The organism is Nocardia crassostreae (assembly GCF_001613405.1).
In the GTDB taxonomy this organism is placed as follows: Bacteria; Actinomycetota; Actinomycetes; order Mycobacteriales; family Mycobacteriaceae; genus Nocardia; species Nocardia crassostreae.
Window position 1 is genome coordinate 29,726 of record NZ_BDCH01000022.1, and the last position, 19,543, is coordinate 49,268.

Consider the following 19,543-nt stretch of genomic DNA (forward strand, 5'->3'; position numbering starts at 1 on the left):
TGGCCGAGGCCGCCACCGCGCACTCGAGACCCGGGCCACCACCGCCACCACCGGCACGGTCGTACTCATCCCGTGAACCAACGCGCCGCCGATCCCCGACCGGGTGCGGACACCCCTCCGCACCCGGCGGAACCGGACCCTCACCGCACGGGTACTCACGCTAGTCAGCGCGGACGGTTATGCCCTGCCACTCGGCGCGCGGAATATCATCCCCACCACACCGGCTCTCACCCCCAACACCCGGAAAGCACAAGGACGCTCACCGCAGCGTGTCGCAACTCAGCACGCACGACGAGGACGCTAACCGCGGCGTATAGAGGCTCATCTCTGCGGCTTATGGAGGCATATCCCGGCGCGCACAGGGTCAGCCGCGCAGGGTGCGGAAGCTGCGTTCCATGAAGCGTTGTGCGGCGCCGCGGCGGAGGTCGGTCCAGGCTTGGACGGGGCCGGTCCACCACGGGGAGATTTCCAGGGGTTTGGCGGTGACGGCGTGGCAGATGAGGTCGGCGGCTTCGTCGGCGGTGAGGCCGGGGATATTGGAGAAGTCGGTGGGGGCGCTCATGCGGGTGTGGACGAGGGGCATGTAGACCGAGGTCGTGGTGACGCCGTCGGCGGCGATTTCGGTTGCGACGGTGCGCAACCAGACGTCGAAGGCAGCTTTCGACGCGCCGTAGGCGGACCAGCGGGGGGCGGGGGGCATGCGCAGGCCCCAGGTGGAGACGTTCACGATGTGGCCCTGGCCGCGCTCGCGCATGCTCGGGAGGAGGGTGAGCAGCAGCCGGACCGGGCCGAGGTAGTTGACGTCGATGGTGCGGGTGAAATCGTGGAAGCGGTCGTAGGATTTGGCGATCGAGCGGCGGATCGACTTGCCCGCATTGTTGATCATCACGTCCACGTGGTCGTGCTCGTCGAGCAGGGTGCGCCCCAGTTGTTCGACCACCGCCATATCGGTGATATCGGCCTGGTAGACGTGCGCCGCCCCGCCCGCCTCGCGAATCTCGGCGGCCACCTGTTCGAGGTCTTCCCGGGTGCGCGCCACCAGCAGCACGATCGCTCCGGCGGCGGCGAGCTTCTTGGCGGCCATCTTGCCGATGCCGTGCGAGGCGCCGGTCACCAGGAAGACGCGCCCGGATACCGCGTCCCGCAGCGATTTCTCGCGCGGCCGCGAGGTCGGATAGAGCAATCTGGTCGCCACCCGCTCGGCGAGCGGCCGGCCATTGGACCCGCCCTGATCTTCCGTTTTCGGCACGGAATTCTCACCCACGCGTCGACTCTAACGGCCGAACCGAATCGGGACCGGGACTAAGTGGAAATACCCTGGGCGCGAATCCTTTTCCCGGCGATTATGGACGCGGTGCACGGGGAGGGAGAATTCACGATGTCGCAAGCTCCGGATGAGCGTACGCCGGACCGGGTCTCGATAGTGGAATGGCTGGCGCGCGGGATCGCGATCGCGGTGTTCATTCCGCTGCGGCTGCTGTGGGAAGGATTGCGACTGGTCGTCCGCGTCACGGTGCGGATACCGGGTTTCCTGGCCGACCGGCTGCTCGCACCGATCGCGAAATTCACATGGGTCTGGATTGCCCGGCCCGCCTGGGGTTTCGTGAAGAACTATCTATGGGGCCTGCTGCTGCAACAGTTGCTCTGGGGGATGATCCTCACGCCGGTGGGCGCGTTCCTGCTGGATTTCCTGCTCCGCCCGCTCCAGCGCGCGATTGAGCAATGGTTGTGGCGGCGCGCGCTGCTACCGACACTCCGGTTTCTCGGATTGGCGCTCGCCGCCCTGGTCCGTTATGTCCTGTGGCCGCCGATCGAGTGGTCCGGCACGCAGCTGCACCGGCTCTGGCGGCATGTCCTGCGGCCCGGGCTCATCGGGGGTGGGCGCTGGATCAACCGGTGGCTCATCACCCCGGCGGTTCATGCCCTCGGCTGGATCCTGCGTTTCATCGCCACCCGGCTCATTGCCTGGCCGCTACGCATGCTGTGGCAATGGCTGCTGGCTCCGCTGCTGATCCTGCTGGCCGCGGCCGTGTATTACGGCTGGCGCGGGGCCACCGTCGTCGTGAACGCCGTCGTGGTGACCCCGTGCCGGTTCCTGTATCGCACGGTGCTGCAACCATTGTTCGCCGCCATCGCCACCGCGTGGCAGGCCACCGTGGTCCGCCCGGGCCGCTGGGTGTACCGGCGCATTGTCGCGCCCATGAACAAATGGGTCGCCGATATCATGAGCGCCGTCTTCGGCCACTGATCACCCGGCGGCCGAATCACCCGCTGGCCGCAAACCGCTCAGTGCGCGTGCGGCGCTCCCGCACCGGTTTTCGCCGCCGGGGACTTGGCCACCAGGGCGATGACCGCCATGACGCCCAGCAGGATCGCGCCCGCGGTCGTCGCGACGTGCATACCGTCCACGAATGCCGCATGCGCGGAATCGGTCAGCGCGGAATCGTCCCCGGCGCGGGCCAGGGTCTCTCCCAGCGTCGGCGCGAAATCACCGCCCGAGCGGAACACCAGCGCCGCCAGCGAACCCAGCAGCGCCAGCCCCAGACCATTGCCGAGTTCGAAGCTGGTCTCCGAGATGCCCACCGCGGACCCGGCCCGCTCCGGCGGCACCGAGGACACCGCCACCTCCGACACCAGCGTGAACGCAATGCCGAAGCCCGCGCCCGCGATCACGGATCCGGCGATGTACCAGGCGATTCCGCCGTCCACGCCGACACCGAGCAGCATGAGATTGCCCAGCGCCGCCATGCTCAGCGACAGCACGAAACTGGTCTTGGTGCCCAGCAGGCGCCCGATCCGCGAACCGCCCATCGAGCATGCGAACACCACCACGGCCATCGGAATCCCGAGCAGCGCCGCCTGCAAGACGTCACGCCCGGTGACCGATTGCAGATAGGTGATGGTCAGGAAGCTCATCCCGGCCAGCGCCAGCATGCCGACGGTGCTGGAGCCGATGGCCACCGAGAACAGTCCGCGCCGGAACAGACTCAGATCCACCAGCGGTTCGTCCAGGGTCCGCTGCCGCCGGATGAACAGGGTCAGCAACAGCACGCCCAGCACGCCGATGCCGACCGCCGGTGCGGTGAACCCGTGCGCCGCGAATTCCTTGATGGCGTACACGAGCGGCAGAATGCCGCCGATCGACAGCGCAACGCTCGGCAGATCCAAGGGCGCGAGACCCGCCGCGCGATGCTCCGGCAGCAGCAGCGGCCCGAAGACCAGCAGCACCAGCAGCACCGGGGTATTGATCAGGAATACCGAACCCCACCAGAAGTGGTGCAGCAATACGCCGCCGATGATCGGCCCCACCGCCGAACCGCCCGCGAAGAACGCCGTCCACACGCCGATGGCGGTATTGCGCGCCCGCGGATCCGGGAACAGGGTGGAAATCAGCGCCAGGCTCGACGGCAGCAGGGTCGCGCCGCCGACGCCCATGAGCGCCCGCGCCGCGACCAGCACCGGCGCGCTCGGCGCGAATGCCGCCAGCACCGAGGCGATTCCGAAGATCGTCGCACCGGCGAGCAGAATATTGCGCCGCCCGATCCGATCGCCCAGATTGCCCATGGTGATGAGCAGGCCCGCGATCAGGAATCCGTAGATGTCCAGGATCCACAACTGTTCTGTCGCAGAGGGATCCAGGTGCGCGGTGAGCGTCGGCATGGCGAGATACAGCACCGACATATCCATCGACACGAGCAGCACCGGCAGTAGCAATACCGCCAGTCCGGCCCAGGCGCGTCGGGAAGTCTTCGCGTCGGAGTGCGCGAGCGTGCTGGTCATCACCTATCCTTCGGGTCGTTCCGGGCTTTCGACGAAGAGCGCGCGTACGGCGTACGCGCAAGCCGGGGTGCAGTGTACGCACAACGGCGCGGGGAAGGGAAGAATTCGTCCGATGTCAGAGGCCAAGCTCACCAGGGCCGCCATCGTCGATACCGCCATCGCCCTGGCCGACGAGTCCGGGCTCGATGCCCTGTCCATGCGCCGCATCGCCGAACGCATGGGCGCGGGGGCCATGTCGCTCTACCGGCACGTGCCCAACAAGGACACGCTGCTCGCCGCCATGACCGACGAGGTCTCCCGGCGCAATCCGTATCCCTCCCCCGAAGGCCAGGGCTGGACCTGGCGCGACCGCGTGCGCATTGCCGCCGAGGTGGATTGGCGGCTGTACCGGGAACACCCGTGGGTGCTGTTCACCTTCGCGGTTCCCCGTTACAACTTCGGCGAGAACAGCCTCCTCGTGCTGAGCTGGCTGGTCGAGGGCTTCCGCGAACTGGGCGTCGACACCCGTGAAGCCACCCGCATGTCGCTATCGGTCTGGAGCTACATCGCCGGAGTCGCCCTGCAACAGGTCAGCGCCCGCCTCCTCTCGGCCCGCGACAGCGAATCCGACGAACGCTCCGGCCTCGAAGCCCTCCTCGACGGCGCCCCCTGCTGGCCGCCCACCCCCGCCCTCGCCGACCTCGAGGGCACCGGCCGAGCCGATCTCCTCGACCCCGTCGCCATGCTCGACTCGGGCCTCACCGCCCTCTGCGACGGCTTCGAGGCCCGCGCCCGGCACTAGTCCCGGCACGCCGCATCGCGGCCGCCGAGGAATCCGCTCGTCCGCCATCGTCTGTACGAATGCGCGCGGTGCAACCCTGGCTGAGCCGCGCGCGCAAACAGTCTCCGACGACGAGGAGAAGCCATGGCTCCCACATTCATCCCCGGCGCACCCCGCTGGTTCGACGTCAGCGCCCCCGATATCCCCGCCACCGCCGCCTTCTACTGCGACCTGTTCGGCTGGACCGCCGAGGACACCGGCCCGGAGGCAGGCCATTACACGATCCTGCGCCAGGGCGACGCCCAGGTGGCGGGCGTCGTCTCGGCCGCCAACCCGGACGGCACCATGAAACCGTCGGTCTGGCTCCCCTACTTCGCCGTCGCCGATATCGACACCGCCACCGCCGCCGCGGTAGGCGCGGGCGCGGGCATATTCATCGAGCCGACCGACGTCTTCGGCCGCCTGAAATTCGCCATCCTCACCGACCCCGATGGCGCGCCCTACGGCATCTCCCAGCCGATCACCGATCCGGGCACCGAACACTGGATGGCACCGAACAATCCGTGCTGGATCGAATACGCCGCCACACGCGCCCCCGCCGACGCCCTCGCCCACTACGCCAAGGCCCTCGGCTGGACCTACGGCAACGCCGCCTGGGAAACCGCCACCGAAAACCCCTACCAAGCCATCTCCGCCCCCGGCACCGGCGAATTCGGCGGCGCCCACTTCGCCACCCCCGGCGAACCGGCCCCCTTCTGGTCCATGACCATCCACGTCGCCGACGCCGACGCCACCGCCGCCCGCGCGGTCGAACTCGGCGGCAAGATCATCGACGAGCCCAAGGACTTCCCCGGCCCCTCCCGAGTAGGAGTCCTCGCCGACCCGTCCGGCGCCGCCTTCGCCCTGATGGCCTTCCCACACTGAGATGAAGCGACGCCGACCGGGAACTGGTGGCGGCATTTCGCGAGAGCCGTCCGCCACCAGTTCCCGGTCGGCGATGTTTCTGACCTCAGGCCCCCGAGTAGTCGACCACGCCGTCGAGGTATACCCATGCGCCATTGTCGCGACGGAACCGGCTGTTCTCGTGCAGGGCGCCCGGCTGGCCGTTGGAGCGGTAGTGTGCACGAAATTCGACGGTGCCCTCGGTATGAAACGGTCCGCCGCCGGTCGAGCCTACGATCTCCAGTCGCTCCCAGCGCATTCCCGGATCGAAGTCCACGTCGGCGGGCCAGGTCGAAGGGTCCCAGCTGCGCAGTAGGTACGCCTCGTCCCGGACGGCGAAGGCGCTGAAGCGCGAGCGCATCAGCTGTTCGGCGGTGGTCGCCGATGCTTCGCCCCGGTGCAAACGGCCGCAGCAGTCCACGTAGTTCGCGGGCAGGCCGCACGGGCACGACTCGGGAACGGGTTGTGGTTTGCGGCGCTTCGACATGCGCTCATTCTCCTTGACCTCAATGTTGGTTGAGCTTTTAGGGTGGGCTCGACGGCGAAAGATGGAGGACAGCATGGATATTCGACCCACATTGCACGATGCGGCCGATGATTCGGCCGCTTGGGCGGTGGCCAAGGAGTTCGCGGCCGGACTGCGGAAGTCCGTCGTGACGGGCGATGCCGACGACTACGACGCGGATTTCGCGGCGGATATCGTGTGGGGGTCGCCGTATGGGATGACAGTGGCGGGGTATCCGACGCTCAATGCCATCCATCGGCAGCTCACGGCACAAAAGGCCGCGCCACCTTCACGATTCGAGGTGGTCACGGCGCGCATGCCCGCCCCCGGCGTGGTTGTCGGCCAGATCCGCAGACAGGCGGAGGAAGCGGGCGGGTTCTCGGAGATGGCGCTGTACGTGCTGGTGGAGCGCGACGGCCGGTGGTGGCTGGCCGCCGCGCAGAACACGCCGATCCGGTCGTGACAGACTACTCGTCCGGATCGATGACGAGGGCGTAGGCGAGGCCGTCCCAGCCCTTGGAGCCGACGGTTTGCAGGACGGTGGCGTCCAAACGTGGGTTGGTGGAGAGCAATTCGATGACGTCGCGGCTCGCTTGGGCGGCGGCGTCGGGGTTCGGGTCGACTATGGCGCCGTGGCGGACGACATTGTCGACGATGATGACCGAGCCGGGGCGGGTGAGTTTCAGGGCCCAGTTCACGTAGTTGGAGTTGTTGATTTTGTCGGCGTCGATGAAGACCAGGTCGAAGGGTTCGGGTTTGCGTTGGGCGATGAGGGGCAGGGTTTCGAGGGCGGCGCCAGGTAGGACGTCTACGCGGTCGCCGACGCCCGCGCGGTCGAGGTTGGCGCGGGCGACCTCGGCGTGGTGGGGGTCGTATTCGAGGGTGACGACGCGGCCCTCTTTGCCGACGGCGCGCGCCAGCCAGGTGGTGCTGTAGCCGCCCAGGGTGCCGATCTCCAGGACCCGATCGGCGCGCATGGATTTGGCGAGCAGGTAGAGCCACTTGCCCTGCGGCGGCGAGACGTCGATGGCGGGTAAGCCCGCCGCGGCGTTCGCTTCCAGGGTCGCCGAATCCTGGTCTCCCACGACCGTATCCACGAGATAACGGTCAACTGCTGCCCAGTTCGAGTTGCTCATACTGGGCAGTCTGCCACTCAGAAGAGGAAATACCTCTGCGCCATGGGCAGTTCGGTGGCGGGCTCCTCCGCCCACACCTCACCGTCGATGCGGACGGTGAAGGTGTCCGGCTCCACCTCGATGCGCGGCATGGCGTCATTGCGGACCATATCGGCCTTGCCGCGCTTGCGAACATTGGCCACCGGCACCAGCTTCCGATTCGCCCGCAGCCGATTCGCCAGCCCGTCCTCGATGGCCTGCTCGGAGACGAAATGCAGCGAGGTCCCCGCCGCCACGATCGGCGAGGCGCCGAACATGGGGCGGGGCAGCACCGGCTGCGGCGTCGGATTGGAGGCGTTGGCGTCGCCCATGGCGGCCCAGGCGATCATGCCGCCCTTGAGCACCGCGTGCGGGCGCACCCCGAAGAACGCGGGCTCCCACAGCACCAGATCCGCGAGCTTGCCGACTTCGATGGACCCGATCTCGGCGTCGAGACCATGCGCGACAGCCGGACAGATCGTGTACTTGGCGACATACCGCTGCACCCGATTGTTGTCGGCCGCCCCGTCCCCCGGCAGCGCACCGCGGCGGCGCTTCATGACATGCGCGGTCTGCCAGGTGCGCATGACCACCTCGCCGATGCGGCCCATGGCCTGGGAGTCGCTGCCGATCATGGAGATCGCGCCCATATCGTGCAGCAGATCCTCGGCGGCAATGGTCGAGGGCCGAATCCGGCTCTCCGCGAAGGCCAGATCCTCGGGAATGGACGGGCTCAGGTGATGGCACACCATGAGCATGTCCAGATGCTCGTCGAGGGTGTTCACGGTGTGCGGCCGCGTCGGATTGGTGGAACTGGGCAGCACATTGAGATGCGATGCGACGGTGATGATGTCGGGCGCATGCCCGCCGCCCGCACCCTCGGTGTGATACGAGTGAATGGCCCGGCCGCGAATGGCCGCCAGGGTGTCCTCCACGAACCCGGCCTCGTTCAGGGTGTCGGAGTGCAAGGCCTCCTGCACCCCGGAGACGTCGGCCACCGTGAGGCAGGCGTCGATGGCCGCGGGCGTGGTCACCCAGTCCTCGTGCAGCTTGAAACCGGCCGCGCCGCCGCGCAATTGCTCCCACATGGCCTCGTGCCGCACCGTATTGCCCTTGCCGAGCAGCACGATGTTCACCGGCCAGGAATCGGTGGCCTCCAGCATGCGCCCGATATGCCACGCGCCGGGCGTGACGGTGGTGGCCTTGGAGCCCTCCGCCGGTCCGGTGCCGCCGCCGACGAGCGTCGTAATGCCGCCGCCCATGGCCTCTTCCAGCAACTGCGGGCAGATGAAGTGCACATGGCAGTCGATGGCGCCTGCGGTGACGATGCGCCCATTGCCCGCGATGATCTCCGTCGAGGGCCCCACCACCAGATCCGGGTGCACCCCGCTCATGGTGTCGGGATTACCGGCCTTGCCGATGGCGCAGATGCGCCCGTCGCGAATGCCGATATCCGCCTTGATGATTCCCCAGTGGTCGACGATCACGACCCCGGTGATGACGGTGTCGGGCGTGCCCTCGGCCCGGGTGGCGCGCGCCTGCCCCATGGATTCGCGCAGCACCTTGCCGCCGCCGAAGACGGCCTCGTCACCGGCCAATCCCGGTCCGCCGCTGCGGTCCTCGGTGATCTCGATGAGCAGATCGGTGTCCGCCAACCGGATTCGGTCGCCGACGGTCGGCCCGAACAGTTCGGCGTAGCGGGCGCGGGAGAGTTCGGCCATCAGGCATCCAGCTTTCCGGGTGGGGTGAGGCTGATTCCGTGCACTTCGCGGGTCCCGCCCAGGGGCACCAGCGAAACCCACTGGCCCAGACCGGGTTCGAAGCGCACCGCGGTACCCGCGGGAATATCGAGGCGGCGGCCGTGCGCGGCCTCGCGGTCGAAGCGCAGGGCGGAATTGGCCTGCGGGAAGTGCACGTGCGAGCCGACCTGCACGGGCCGGTCACCGGTGTTGACCACATCCAGTTCGATGCGGTCGGCGCCGGGATTGATCTCGATAGTGCCTTCGGCACAAAGGTATTCACCGGGAACGAGCGGAGCTCGCATTGAATCCTGCATGCGCGTCATCCGATCGGGTGGTGCACGGTGACGAGCTTGGTGCCGTCCGGGAAGGTGGCCTCGACCTGGACGTCGTGGATCATCTCCGGCACGCCGTCCATCACGTCGGCGCGGCCGAGCACGGTCCGCCCGGAGGCCATGAGCTCGGCCACGGTCCGCCCGTCGCGCGCCCCTTCCAACACGTGATCGGTAATGAGCGCGATCGCCTCGGGGTGGTTCAGTTTCAATCCCCGCGCCTGCCGCCGCCGCGCCAATTCGGCCGCGTAACTCAGCAGCAGACGTTCCTGCTCGTGCGGTGACAAACGCATTCGGGCTCCTCACCTAGGTCGCGGGGCGGGTCGTCGGTCATTCTGGCACGCCCCGCGTTACCTGCATGTTTCGGCGATGTTGCACTGCGCGTCAGCGGGAATTCGCCGCGCTCGGCGACGAGCCCCCCGCCGTCGCGCCCGCGGGCGCGAAATCAGCCCTGCGCGTACATGTTCTGCAACCGCACCTGCCCGCGCGCCACCGTCCGATCCTGCTCGTCGGTGATCACCACGACCCACAGCTGCTGCGACCGCCCGCGGTGAATCGGCGTGGCCACCCCGCGCAGTTTCCCCTCGCGCACCGCCCGCAGGAAGTCGGTGTTGTTGTTGACCCCGACCACGTTCCCGCGCTCCCCCAGCCACACCCCGCCCGCCACGCTGGCGAGCGTCTCGATGACCGTGCAGTACACCCCGCCGTTCACGATCCCGGCGGGCTGGAACTGCTGCGGCGTGACCACCCATTCCGCCGACACCTGATCCGCGGTCAGCTCGGTGTACTTGAGCCCGATGAGATCGGTGAAGGTGCCCTCGCTGAATTGCGTCATGAGCTCGGGCGTCACATCGGCCAGCGAGCGGATCGACGAGAAGTCTGGCTGCGTCATGGCATCCACACTGACACAGGGCCCGAAATACGAAGCGGCGGGCTCCCCTCGGAAGGGGAACCCGCCGCGGCAGTGGATCGGGGGTCACCGCAGCCCTCGGGACTCTCGCTTGATCCTAACGCCGGTTCCTAGTGTAGGTCAGGCTTACCTAACAAAGCAAGCCCTTCGTACCGGCAATCCGCGATCCTCCAGTGCGGCCAGCATGGCCTGCCCGCGGCGGGCGCCCTCGGAGGAGTTGGTGCCCGCCAAGGCCGGAACGTAGGTCGCCGCACCGACAATGGATTCCGCGACGAGGGACCAGAAGCGGCGCGCGCCCAGGCCCGAGCAGCGGGCCATGGCCTGCTGGATCAGGATGAGGGCGGGTTCGCTGCGGGCGGCGAGCCAGACGTAGAGGGCGGGCTCGCAGGGCAGGGCCACCACGCCGGGCTCGCCTTCGAGGCGGTCGCCGTCGACGACGCGAATCGTGGTGTCGGCCAGTCCGGCCCAGTCGATGCCGCCGTCGTTGTCGGTGTGGATCCACAGGTTTTCCAGGCCCGGATCCCAGGCCCGGCCCTCGGAGACGAGCAGGGCCATGACGCGGCCGACGACCGCGTGGATGAGCGCGGTGGCGACCACCTCGGCGGCGTGGCGGCGGTACATGAGCTCGATGCGGCCCTCGCGGACCCCGTCGGCCAATCGCCACCAGCGTCGTTTGCCCTGATCAGCCATGGCGGCAACGGCGTACACGCGGGGGTGCTCGGGTTGCAGCGCACGCAGCCGGGCACAGGCGCGGCCGAACGACAGCCTCATATCGCGAGGGTGGCACACGGTCACGGGTTCGAGCATTCGAACCTCCTCATCACTCGACGTTTGCGGGCCGAAACGAAAGATAGGTTAGGGTTACCATGCTTAGATCAGCAATAAACTCGTCAGGAGTAGTTCGTCACCGTGCCCGCCGTAGTCACCACCAGACGGCGACGTCTGTCCGGACTTCTTCTGCTGACCGCGTTATTGCTGTGCGCGCTGGCCGCGAGCATTGCGCTCGGATCGCGGAATCTGCCGCTGAATACGGTGTGGGACGCGCTGACCTGTCCGGGCGGATTGCCGCTGGCCTGCCCCTCCCAGGACTCCGCCGAGCAGATCGTGCGCGAATTGCGGCTGCCGCGAACCGGACTGGCGCTCATTACCGGCCTGGCGCTCGGCATGGCGGGCGCACTGATCCAGGGCTACACCCGAAACCCGCTGGCAGACGCCGGATTGCTCGGCCTCAACGCGGGCGCGGCCTTCCTCGCGGCGCTGAGCATCCACCTGTTCGCGCTCACCACCCCCGCCCAGTACATCTGGTTCGCCTTCGCGGGCGCGCTCATCGCCGGACTCGTCGTCTTCGGCGTCTCCTCCGTCGGCGGCGGTAAGGCCAGCCCGCTGAGCCTGGTTCTCGCGGGCGCCGCCGTGACAGCGTTCCTGCAGGCCATGACCAATGTCGTTGTCCTCATGGACGAGACGGCCCTCAATACCTACCGCTACTGGGTGGTCGGCGATGTCGCCGGGCACGACGCCTCGGTCTTCCGGCAGGTGCTGCCGTTCCTGATCCTCGGCATGATCCTGGCCCTAATCGCCGCCCCCGGTCTGAACCTGCTCGGGCTCGGCGACGATGTAGCACGCGGCCTAGGCGTCAACCTCACCCGCAGCCGCATGCTCGGCCTCACCTCGGTAGTCCTCCTCGCGGGCGCGGCCACCGCCGCCGTCGGCCCCATCGCCTTCCTCGGCCTCATCGTCCCGCACCTGGCCCGCGCCCTCACTGGCCCGGATTACCGCTGGCTACTGCCCTATTCGGGCTTGATCGGCGCACTCACCCTGCTCCTGGCCGACACCGCGGGCCGCCTCATCGCCCGCCCCGGCGAACTCCAGGCCGGAGTCACCCTCGCCGCGATCGGCGCACCGTTGTTCATCCTGCTCGTCCGCCGCCGGAAGCTGGTGAGCCTGTGATCCTCCCGACCCACAACCCCGGTCCGCCCGCATCGCATCGCCTCCTCACGCTCCCCGCCGGTCGCCCCTGCACGCTCACGTCAGGTGACCACCATGCATCCGGTGCCGATCGTCCCCGCACGCTCGCCCTGGGGCACCAGCACGCACTCGCCGCAGGTCGCCTGGACACACTCGAGGTGGTTCACCCTGATGGGCCGGACGCCGGTCAGCGGGGCCGGCGTGCCGCTGGGTGGTCGGGCGGACTCCTCGTTCGCCGGTCAGCGGCGCTCGCCGCCGAGCCTCCCGCCCGCGGCGTATCAGCAGGCGCGGTAGATTTCGGCCAGGAGCACCCTGGAACAAATCGGGCCCGAGGTTTCGCGAAAGTTGGTCGGCTGTGAGTACTTCCACATCGCCGACGGTGCGCGCGGTCCGACCGGCGCTGCGGGTGGGTCGGTTCTCGGCGGTGCTGCGGATCGGGGCGCTGGTGACGGTCGCCGTGCTCGTCACGTCGCTGCTGGTGTTGTTCGCGCTGGATATCGCGGTGGGCGAGTATCGGATTCCGCTCGGCAAGGTGCTGGATGTGCTGGGCGGCGGCGGGACTCGGGCGCAGCGGTTCGTCATCCTGGATTCGCGATTGCCGCGGGCGCTGACGGCCGTGGTGGTCGGTGCGGCGCTGGGGATGGCGGGCGCGATCACGCAGTCGATCCTGCACAATCCGCTTGCCAGTCCGGACATTCTCGGTATTACCGCCGGGGCGAGTGTGGGTGCGGTGCTGGTGATCTCGGGCAGCGGGTTCGCGGCGACCGGCGTGCTGATCACGCTGGGGGTTCCGCTCGCGGCGCTGGCCGCGGGACTGCTGACCGGTGTGGCCATCTATCTGCTGGCGTGGGGCCGCAATGCTTCCGGGGACAGTGGAGTGATGGGATTTCGCCTGGTGCTCATCGGGATCGGGGCCAATGCGGCGCTGCTGTCGATGGTGAGTTGGCTGCTCACGCGCGCGCCGCTCACCGAGGCCTCCCGGTCGCAGCTGTGGCTCACCGGGTCGCTGAATCGCTCGGACTGGTCCACCTTCTGGCCCGCTGCCGCCGGGCTCACGGTCACCCTCACCGTGGCGGCCGCCTCCTCGCGCACGCTCGCGGCGCTGCGCTTCGGCAGCGATACCACCCGGGTGCTCGGTGTTCGAATCCAAACGCAGCAGGCCGTTCTCATCGGTTCCGCCGTGGCCGCCACCGCGCTGGCTACGGCCGCGGTCGGCCCGCTCGGCTCCGTCGGCTTGGCCGCACCGCAGATCGCGCGGCGGCTGCTGCGCACCCCGGGTGAACCGATCATCGCCTCCGCGCTGATCGGTGCGATCCTGGTGCTGAGCGCGGATCTGGCCGCGCGCACCGTGTTTCCCGTCGACCTGCCCGTCGGTGTCGTAACCGCCGCCTTCGGCGCTCCGTTCCTCCTCTATCTGCTCGTACGCGCGAATCGGAAGGCGACGCTGTGACCGCCGTCGAAAACCACCATCTCGGAGCCGAGAACATCACCCTCGGCTACGGCGACCGCGTCATCGTCGACGGGCTCAGCATCGATATCGAGCCCGGGCTGATCACCACCGTCATCGGCCCCAACGGGTGCGGGAAGTCGACGCTGCTGCGCTCGCTCGGTCGTCTGCTCCGCCCGAAGGACGGCCGGGTCGTGCTGGACGGCAAGGCCATCTCGACCATGAAGACCAAGGACATCGCCCGCATTGTCGGCATGCTCCCGCAGACTCCGGTCGCGCCGGAGGGGCTCACCGTCGCGGATCTGGTCGCCCGCGGCCGCCATCCGCACCAGTCCTGGCTGCGCCAATGGTCGGCCGACGACGAATCCGAGGTGACGACCGCCCTCGAACAGACCGGTATCGCCGATCTGGCCGACCGCACTCTCGACGAACTCTCCGGCGGGCAGCGCCAGCGCGCCTGGATCTCCATGGCCCTCGCCCAGGGCACCGACATCCTGCTGCTCGACGAGCCCACCACGTATCTGGATCTGGCCCACTCCCTCGAGGTCCTGGACCTCGTCGATCGCCTGCACGACGACTACGGCCGCACGGTCGTCATGGTACTGCACGATCTCAATCTGGCCATCCGCTACAGCGACCGTCTGGTCGTCATGTGCGACGGCCGCATCGTCGCGCAGGGCCGCCCGGACGATATCGTCACCGCCGAGCTGTTGCAGGAGGTTTTCGACCTGCGCGCCGAGGTCCTGGAGGATCCGGTCTCCGGACGACCGATGATCGTGCCCATCGGCACCCGGCATGTGCACGGATCCGCGGGCTGCGAAAAAGTTCCGGCCCGCCCCTATGACTAATCCCACACCAGCAACTACCCGGTTACGACGACTTGTAGTACGCATTCGTGTCGTTGTCTCCGTAAACTTGTGGGATGGCAGGTCTTGGTGAACTCGAGAAAGCGGTCATGGACCAGTTGTGGTCGGCCGATGAAACCCAGACGGTGCGGCAGGTCCACGAGGCTCTCGCCGAGCGCCGCGAGCTCGCGTACACCACGGTGATGACTGTGCTGCAGCGTCTGGCGAAGAAGAATCTGGTGGTCCAGCAGCGCGACGATCGCGCGCATCGCTACGCCCCCGTGCACACCCGCGACGAACTCGTCGCCTCGCTCATGGTGGACGCGCTGCAACAAGCGGACGAAGTCGGCAGCCGCCGGGCGGCGCTGGTGGACTTCGTCGAACAGGTCGGGGCGGATGAGGCTGCCGCATTGCGCGATGCACTCGCTAAGCTCGAAGCGACCGAGGCGGCGCGCAAGCTGAAGGGTGATGGCAAACAGCCTTAAGAACAACCTCGGCCAGACCCCCACAACGTAGTGAGCTGAGGAATGGACGTAACAGCGGCGGTATTCGCCGGTCTCGCATTGTTTCTGGCGGGACCGGCCCCGGCGCTGCTCAGCCGAGCCCAATGGCCCTATCGCAGTCCCCGTGCGGCACTGGTGCTCTGGCAGGCCATCGCGCTCGCGGCGGTGCTGTCGGCCTTCAGTTCCGGCCTGGCCATTGCCAGCCGCCTGCTCGTGCCCGGACCCGACGGGCGGCCCACCACCACCCCGAGCCAGGAGATCGACGCGCTCGGCCTGCCGCTGTGGCTGGCCTATGTCACCGTCTTCGCGCTGACCCTGCTCATCGGCGCGCGGCTCATCTTCTCGGTGATCCGCGTCGGCGTGCACACCCGGCGGCGCCGGGCGCGGCACCGCATGCTGGTCGACCTGCTGGACCAGAGCGGGGTGGAACGCAAGTCCGCCGATATCCGGGTGCTGGCCGCCAGCGAACCCATTGCCTACTGCCTGCCCGGCCTGCGCCAGCGCGTGGTGCTCAGCCAGGGCACCGTCACCAATCTTTCGGATGAGGAGTTGACCGCGATCGTCAGCCATGAACGGTCGCATCTGCGCGCCCGCCACGATCTGGTGCTGGAGGCGTTCACCGCCGCGCACGAGGCGTTCCCGCGGGTGGTGCGCTCCAAATCCGCGCTGGATTCGGTGAAGCTGCTCATCGAGCTGCTCGCCGACGATTCGGCGGTCAAGGTGACCGGACCCACTCCCCTGGCCCGCGCCCTGGTGGCCTGCTCCAATTCCCCTGCCCCGCAGGGCGCCATGGCCGTGGGCGGGCCGACCACGCTGATCCGCATTCAGCGCCTGGCCGGTCCGCTGGGTGACTTGAAGATCGCCGCCGCCGCGTACCTGGCCGCCGCCGCGATTCTCGTGGTGCCGACCCTGGCCGTCGCCATTCCCTGGCTGCAAGAGCTGAGCCGACTGCTGGTGACCCGTGCCTGAAACCTTCGCGGAGCTGGGCCTTCCGCCGGTGCTGGTGCATGCCCTGCGCCGGGACGGCATCGACAAGCCCTTCCCCATTCAAGCCGCCGTCATCCCCGATATCCTCGCCGGTCGCGACGTACTCGGCCGCGCCGCAACAGGTTCCGGCAAGACCCTCGCCTTCGGCCTACCCCTGCTGGTCCGCCTCTTCGGCGCACCCTCTAAACCAGGCAAACCACGCGGGCTGATCCTCGCCCCGACGCGCGAACTGGCCATCCAGATCGAATCCGCTCTCGACGAGCCCGCGCTGTCCCTCGGTCTGCGCATCACCACCGCCGTAGGCGGCCTCCCGATCAAGAACCAGGAAGACCGCCTACGCCGCGGTGTAGACCTGCTGATCGCCACCCCCGGCCGCCTCACCGACCTCATCGGCCGCAAGGCCGCCGACCTCTCCGACGTCCTCGTCGTCACCGTCGACGAGGCCGACCACATGTCCGAACTCGGCTTCCTGCCGCAACTCACCGCCGTCCTCAACCGGGTCCCGGAAGACGCCCAACAGCTGCTGTTCTCGGCCACCCTCGACGAAACCGTGGACACGCTCATCGAGCGCTACCTCGACTCCCCTGTGCAGCATGCGGTGACTGTGCAACCCGGTGCGGAGAAACCCGTTGCGGAAAGCCCTGATTCGATTGGCGACGAGGGGGATTCTCCCGGAACATCCGCACCCGCCATCGAGCATTACGCACTGCACGTCCGCCGCAATGACAAGCGCACCGTCGTCAACGAGATCGCCACCCGCGCGGGCCGCACCCTGCTGTTCGTCCGAACCCAGTACGCCGCCGACAAACTCGCCCGCCGCCTCCGCGAATCCGGTATCCCGGCTGCGGCATTGCACGGCGGCAAGTCTCAGAACCACCGCAATCGCACCCTGGCCGCCTTCGCCGACGGCACCGCCCCCGTCCTTGTCGCCACCGACGTGGCCGCCCGAGGCATCCACGTCGACGACATCTCCCTGGTCGTCCACGTCGACCCGCCCGAGGATCCCAAGGACTACCTCCACCGGACCGGCCGCACCGCCCGCGCGGGCGCGACCGGCACCGTGGTCACCGTGGTCACCCCCGACGAACGCGAGGAAGCCGCCGACATGGCCCGCCGCGCCAGCGTCACCCTCACCGACGTCGAAGTCCGCCCCGGCGACCGCCGCCTCGTTGAGATCACCGGAGCCCGCCGCCCCTCCGGCCGTCCAGTCCCCGACCCCGCCACTCCCGTTGCAGCCGAGCCGGATTCCCCACGCCCAGCCTTCCGCCCCCGCGTCGACCCGCGCACCGGCAGCCGCCAGCACAACAAAAAGCGCAAACCAGGCGCGGCCCGCCGATCCGCACGCTGACATTGCCGTTCCACGCACCCCGGCGGGGTTCCGCGCGCTGACCCGCGGTTCCTCGCGCTGACCCCGCACTCTCTGCGGTGGCCCTTCATGTCGTGCGCTGACGTGGGCGGTCCGGCGACACACCGGCATGACAGTCGACACGCCAGAGGCATCTTCGGGTCTGGCCGCAATCGGCTACTGCGCGGCTACCCATGAAGCGGTCGGTTGTTCCGCGGGTCGGCCGATGGTTGCGCGCGGACCGGGCGGACACCGGCACAACGTGGTCGACGGCACATTCGCGGTGTTCGGGCCAGCGGTGCTGGAGGCCGAAGACCGGCTCTAGCCGCATTGCTGCGGCTCGGGGCCATGCGGCGGGGCGGTTCCGATGTGATCACGAGTCGGGTTGCCGGTCACACGTGGGCACTGCGTTCTCACGGTCGGGGAAAGAGCCGACTACACTGGTGCGCTGCATGCGTGACACCAGGTAGCGCGCGAAGGGCAATCCGGCCCACATGGATGACCTTCGGGTGAGTTCGTGCCATATACCTGCTATCGGAGCATGGCGAACACGAGAACCCAACGTCAACCTTTGGAGCGGCGACCACCGTGCAGTTTCTTCCCGGGCAGAATCCGCCCTACGACTTGACCTACGACGATGTCTTCCTCGTCCCCAGCCGGACGGATGTGACCTCGCGTTTCGATGTCGATCTGTCCTCCAGCGACGGGACCGGCACCACCATTCCCCTGGTCGTCGCCAATATGACCGCCGTGGCCGGGCGCCGCATGGCCGAGACCGTGGCCCGCCGCGGCGGCATCGTGGTGCTGCCGCAGGATCTGCCGATTCCGGCGGCCGCGGACACCATCGCCTTCGTGAAGAGCCGCTCGCTCACCGCCGACACCCCGGTCACCCTGGATCCGGAGCAGTCGGTGTCGGATGCGCTGGCGCTCATTCACAAGCGCGCGCACGGCGCGGTCATCGTGGTCGAGGACGGTAAGCCGGTGGGCGTCGTCACCGAGGCCTCCTGCGCGGATGTCGACCGCTTCGCGCGGTTGAGCACCGTGGCCGAGACCGATTTCGTGTCCGCCCCGGCCGACACCTCGCCGCGTGAGGTGTTCGACCTGCTGCACGCCCGCCATCGCGATCTGGCCGTGCTGGTCAATGCCGACGGCACCCTCGCGGGCGTCATGACCCGCACCGGCACCATTCGCGCCGGTATCTACCAGCCCGCCGTGGACGCGCAGAACAAGCTGCGCATCGCCGCCGCGGTCGGCATCAACGGCGATGTCCCGGCCAAGGCCAAGGCGCTCGTCGACGCGGGCGCCGACGTGCTGGTCATGGATACCGCGCACGGCCACCAGCTCAAGATGCTGGAGGCGCTGCGCTCGGTGGCCGCCCTCGATCTGGGCGTGCCGCTGGCCGCGGGCAATGTGGTCTCCGCCGCGGGCACCCGCGATCTCATCGAGGCCGGTGCGGACATCATCAAGGTCGGTGTGGGCCCCGGCGCCATGTGCACCACCCGCATGATGACCGGCGTGGGCCGCCCGCAGTTCTCGGCCGTGGCCGAATGCGCCGCCGCCAAGGAATTCGGCAAACACGTGTGGGCCGACGGCGGCGTCCGCCACCCGCGCGATGTGGCCCTCGCATTGGCCGCGGGCGCCTCGAACGTCATGATCGGCTCCTGGTTCGCGGGCACCTACGAATCACCCGGCGATATGCGCATCGATCGCGACGGCAACCGCTACAAGGAATCCTTCGGCATGGCGTCCAAGCGCGCCGTGGCCGCCCGCACCGCCTCCGATTCCGCCTTCGACCGCGCCCGCAAGGCGCTGTTCGAGGAGGGCATCTCCAGCTCGCGCATGCGCCTGGATCCCGAGCGCCCGGGCGTCGAGGATCTCCTCGACCACATCACCTCCGGCGTGCGCAGCTCCTGCACCTACGCCGGTGCGCGCACGCTGGCGGAATTCCACGAGCGGGCCACGCTGGGCGTGCAGTCGGCGGCCGGTTTCGCCGAGGGCCGTCCGCTGCCGCCCGGCCGGTAATGACACCGCCGTCCGGCCGGTGACGAATCTGTAGTACCGCACAATCGAGCCCGGCGGGTCGCACCCGACTCGCCGGGCTCGGTGTGTCCGGGCCGGTCATGCCCGGGCCGTGTGCCCAACCATCGGCCCTCGGTTTTCACCCGGTACCATGTGCGATACCGGGCCCGCTCGACACAATCGAGCGATTTCCGCACCACTACCGTCCTTCGAAAGGAACCAGTTGTCACCCGCGTCCAAGGGCGCCGCTCAGGAGGGCTCCTCTACCGAGCCGGGTGACAAACCCGGCGTTCCCGTTCTCCCAGCACTT

21 protein-coding genes are annotated in these 19,543 nt (G+C 68.5%); 12 read left to right on the forward strand and 9 right to left on the reverse strand.

Annotated features, from left to right (window positions below; all coding sequences use genetic code 11):
* Window positions 1-364 precede the first annotated feature (364 nt).
* The gene (locus NC4_RS23300; RefSeq protein WP_245721877.1) at window positions 365-1,264 is read right to left on the reverse strand and encodes an SDR family NAD(P)-dependent oxidoreductase; all 900 of its coding nucleotides are present in this window, start codon (window positions 1,262-1,264) and stop codon (window positions 365-367) included.
* A gap of 114 nt (window positions 1,265-1,378) precedes the next feature.
* Between NC4_RS23300 and NC4_RS23305 the strand changes: the two genes are divergently transcribed.
* Entirely contained in the window at window positions 1,379-2,248 is an 870-nt protein-coding gene (locus NC4_RS23305) for a hypothetical protein (RefSeq protein ID WP_157555133.1), read from the forward strand.
* A gap of 38 nt (window positions 2,249-2,286) precedes the next feature.
* Here the strand turns inward: NC4_RS23305 and NC4_RS23310 are convergent, their stop codons facing one another.
* Window positions 2,287-3,780, reverse strand: coding sequence for an MFS transporter (locus NC4_RS23310; RefSeq protein ID WP_067541902.1), 1,494 nt, complete (start codon window positions 3,778-3,780; stop codon window positions 2,287-2,289).
* 112 nt (window positions 3,781-3,892) lie between these two features.
* On the opposite strand from NC4_RS23310, the gene NC4_RS23315 reads away from it, so the two are divergent.
* Complete coding sequence (locus tag NC4_RS23315; RefSeq protein ID WP_067541904.1) at window positions 3,893-4,561, forward strand: TetR/AcrR family transcriptional regulator; 669 nt, start codon at window positions 3,893-3,895, stop codon at window positions 4,559-4,561.
* A gap of 123 nt (window positions 4,562-4,684) precedes the next feature.
* A complete protein-coding gene (locus tag NC4_RS23320; RefSeq protein ID WP_067541907.1) occupies window positions 4,685-5,464 on the forward strand; it encodes a VOC family protein in 780 nt (259 codons plus the stop codon).
* A gap of 85 nt (window positions 5,465-5,549) precedes the next feature.
* On the opposite strand, the gene NC4_RS23325 is transcribed toward NC4_RS23320, so the two are convergent.
* Entirely contained in the window at window positions 5,550-5,969 is a 420-nt protein-coding gene (locus tag NC4_RS23325) for a YchJ family protein (protein WP_067541909.1), read from the reverse strand.
* Window positions 5,970-6,042: 73 nt separating this feature from the next.
* On the opposite strand from NC4_RS23325, the gene NC4_RS23330 reads away from it, so the two are divergent.
* Window positions 6,043-6,450: a DUF4440 domain-containing protein gene (locus NC4_RS23330; protein ID WP_157555135.1), complete on the forward strand. Its 408-nt coding sequence runs from the start codon at window positions 6,043-6,045 to the stop codon at window positions 6,448-6,450.
* A 4-nt stretch (window positions 6,451-6,454) separates the two neighbouring features.
* On the opposite strand, the gene NC4_RS23335 is transcribed toward NC4_RS23330, so the two are convergent.
* From NC4_RS23335 to NC4_RS23360, 6 genes are all read right to left on the reverse strand, one after another.
* On the reverse strand, window positions 6,455-7,123 hold the full coding sequence (locus tag NC4_RS23335) for an O-methyltransferase (RefSeq protein WP_067541913.1): 669 nt from the start codon (window positions 7,121-7,123) through the stop codon (window positions 6,455-6,457).
* A gap of 17 nt (window positions 7,124-7,140) precedes the next feature.
* A complete protein-coding gene (locus NC4_RS23340; RefSeq protein WP_067541915.1) occupies window positions 7,141-8,862 on the reverse strand; it encodes an urease subunit alpha in 1,722 nt (573 codons plus the stop codon).
* Complete coding sequence (locus NC4_RS23345) at window positions 8,862-9,185, reverse strand: urease subunit beta (protein ID WP_067541917.1); 324 nt, start codon at window positions 9,183-9,185, stop codon at window positions 8,862-8,864. The genes NC4_RS23340 and NC4_RS23345 overlap by 1 nt, the downstream gene beginning before the upstream one ends.
* Window positions 9,186-9,202: 17 nt before the next feature.
* A complete protein-coding gene (locus tag NC4_RS23350) occupies window positions 9,203-9,505 on the reverse strand; it encodes an urease subunit gamma (protein ID WP_067541919.1) in 303 nt (100 codons plus the stop codon).
* A gap of 152 nt (window positions 9,506-9,657) precedes the next feature.
* Entirely contained in the window at window positions 9,658-10,047 is a 390-nt protein-coding gene (locus tag NC4_RS23355) for a PaaI family thioesterase (RefSeq protein WP_245721878.1), read from the reverse strand.
* A gap of 201 nt (window positions 10,048-10,248) precedes the next feature.
* On the reverse strand, window positions 10,249-10,929 hold the full coding sequence (locus NC4_RS23360) for a hypothetical protein (protein ID WP_067541921.1): 681 nt from the start codon (window positions 10,927-10,929) through the stop codon (window positions 10,249-10,251).
* A 102-nt stretch (window positions 10,930-11,031) separates the two neighbouring features.
* Here NC4_RS23360 and NC4_RS23365 point away from each other — a divergent pair, with 102 nt between their 5' ends.
* The 8 genes from NC4_RS23365 to NC4_RS23400 all read left to right on the forward strand — a co-directional run bounded on the left by NC4_RS23365 (window position 11,032) and on the right by NC4_RS23400 (window position 19,236).
* Window positions 11,032-12,069 carry a FecCD family ABC transporter permease gene (locus NC4_RS23365; RefSeq protein WP_067541923.1) on the forward strand — a complete coding sequence of 346 codons (1,038 nt, stop codon included), beginning with the start codon at window positions 11,032-11,034 and terminating at the stop codon, window positions 12,067-12,069.
* An 84-nt stretch (window positions 12,070-12,153) separates the two neighbouring features.
* Window positions 12,154-12,381 (forward strand): hypothetical protein, encoded by a 228-nt coding sequence (locus tag NC4_RS23370; protein WP_067541925.1) that lies wholly within the window; start codon window positions 12,154-12,156, stop codon window positions 12,379-12,381.
* Between the two features lie 61 nt (window positions 12,382-12,442).
* The gene (locus tag NC4_RS23375) at window positions 12,443-13,537 is read left to right on the forward strand and encodes a FecCD family ABC transporter permease (RefSeq protein ID WP_067541927.1); all 1,095 of its coding nucleotides are present in this window, start codon (window positions 12,443-12,445) and stop codon (window positions 13,535-13,537) included.
* On the forward strand, window positions 13,534-14,382 hold the full coding sequence (locus NC4_RS23380; protein WP_067541929.1) for an ABC transporter ATP-binding protein: 849 nt from the start codon (window positions 13,534-13,536) through the stop codon (window positions 14,380-14,382). The genes NC4_RS23375 and NC4_RS23380 overlap by 4 nt, the downstream gene beginning before the upstream one ends.
* Window positions 14,383-14,456: 74 nt before the next feature.
* The gene (locus NC4_RS23385) at window positions 14,457-14,864 is read left to right on the forward strand and encodes a BlaI/MecI/CopY family transcriptional regulator (RefSeq protein ID WP_067541931.1); all 408 of its coding nucleotides are present in this window, start codon (window positions 14,457-14,459) and stop codon (window positions 14,862-14,864) included.
* 42 nt (window positions 14,865-14,906) lie between these two features.
* Window positions 14,907-15,851 (forward strand): M56 family metallopeptidase, encoded by a 945-nt coding sequence (locus tag NC4_RS23390; protein WP_067541933.1) that lies wholly within the window; start codon window positions 14,907-14,909, stop codon window positions 15,849-15,851.
* Window positions 15,844-17,217: a DEAD/DEAH box helicase gene (locus NC4_RS23395; protein ID WP_067541935.1), complete on the forward strand. Its 1,374-nt coding sequence runs from the start codon at window positions 15,844-15,846 to the stop codon at window positions 17,215-17,217. The genes NC4_RS23390 and NC4_RS23395 overlap by 8 nt, the downstream gene beginning before the upstream one ends.
* Before the next feature lie 585 nt (window positions 17,218-17,802).
* Window positions 17,803-19,236, forward strand: a complete 1,434-nt coding sequence (locus NC4_RS23400; protein ID WP_067541938.1) for a GuaB1 family IMP dehydrogenase-related protein — start codon at window positions 17,803-17,805, stop codon at window positions 19,234-19,236.
* Window positions 19,237-19,543 lie beyond the last annotated feature (307 nt).

Bases quoted from the DNA above. Each gene is read 5' to 3' on its own strand.
- NC4_RS23305 (WP_157555133.1), top strand. From the start codon at position 1,379: ATGTCGCAAGCTCCGGATGAGCGTACGCCGGACCGGGTCTCGATAGTG.
- NC4_RS23310 (WP_067541902.1), bottom strand. From the start codon at position 3,780: ATGACCAGCACGCTCGCGCACTCCGACGCGAAGACTTCCCGACGCGCC.
- NC4_RS23315 (WP_067541904.1), top strand. From the start codon at position 3,893: ATGTCAGAGGCCAAGCTCACCAGGGCCGCCATCGTCGATACCGCCATC.
- NC4_RS23320 (WP_067541907.1), top strand. From the start codon at position 4,685: ATGGCTCCCACATTCATCCCCGGCGCACCCCGCTGGTTCGACGTCAGC.
- NC4_RS23325 (WP_067541909.1), bottom strand. From the start codon at position 5,969: ATGTCGAAGCGCCGCAAACCACAACCCGTTCCCGAGTCGTGCCCGTGC.
- NC4_RS23330 (WP_157555135.1), top strand. From the start codon at position 6,043: ATGGATATTCGACCCACATTGCACGATGCGGCCGATGATTCGGCCGCT.
- NC4_RS23335 (WP_067541913.1), bottom strand. From the start codon at position 7,123: ATGAGCAACTCGAACTGGGCAGCAGTTGACCGTTATCTCGTGGATACG.
- NC4_RS23340 (WP_067541915.1), bottom strand. From the start codon at position 8,862: ATGGCCGAACTCTCCCGCGCCCGCTACGCCGAACTGTTCGGGCCGACC.
- NC4_RS23345 (WP_067541917.1), bottom strand. From the start codon at position 9,185: ATGCGAGCTCCGCTCGTTCCCGGTGAATACCTTTGTGCCGAAGGCACT.
- NC4_RS23350 (WP_067541919.1), bottom strand. From the start codon at position 9,505: ATGCGTTTGTCACCGCACGAGCAGGAACGTCTGCTGCTGAGTTACGCG.
- NC4_RS23355 (WP_245721878.1), bottom strand. From the start codon at position 10,047: ATGACGCAATTCAGCGAGGGCACCTTCACCGATCTCATCGGGCTCAAG.
- NC4_RS23360 (WP_067541921.1), bottom strand. From the start codon at position 10,929: ATGCTCGAACCCGTGACCGTGTGCCACCCTCGCGATATGAGGCTGTCG.
- NC4_RS23385 (WP_067541931.1), top strand. From the start codon at position 14,457: ATGGCAGGTCTTGGTGAACTCGAGAAAGCGGTCATGGACCAGTTGTGG.
- NC4_RS23390 (WP_067541933.1), top strand. From the start codon at position 14,907: ATGGACGTAACAGCGGCGGTATTCGCCGGTCTCGCATTGTTTCTGGCG.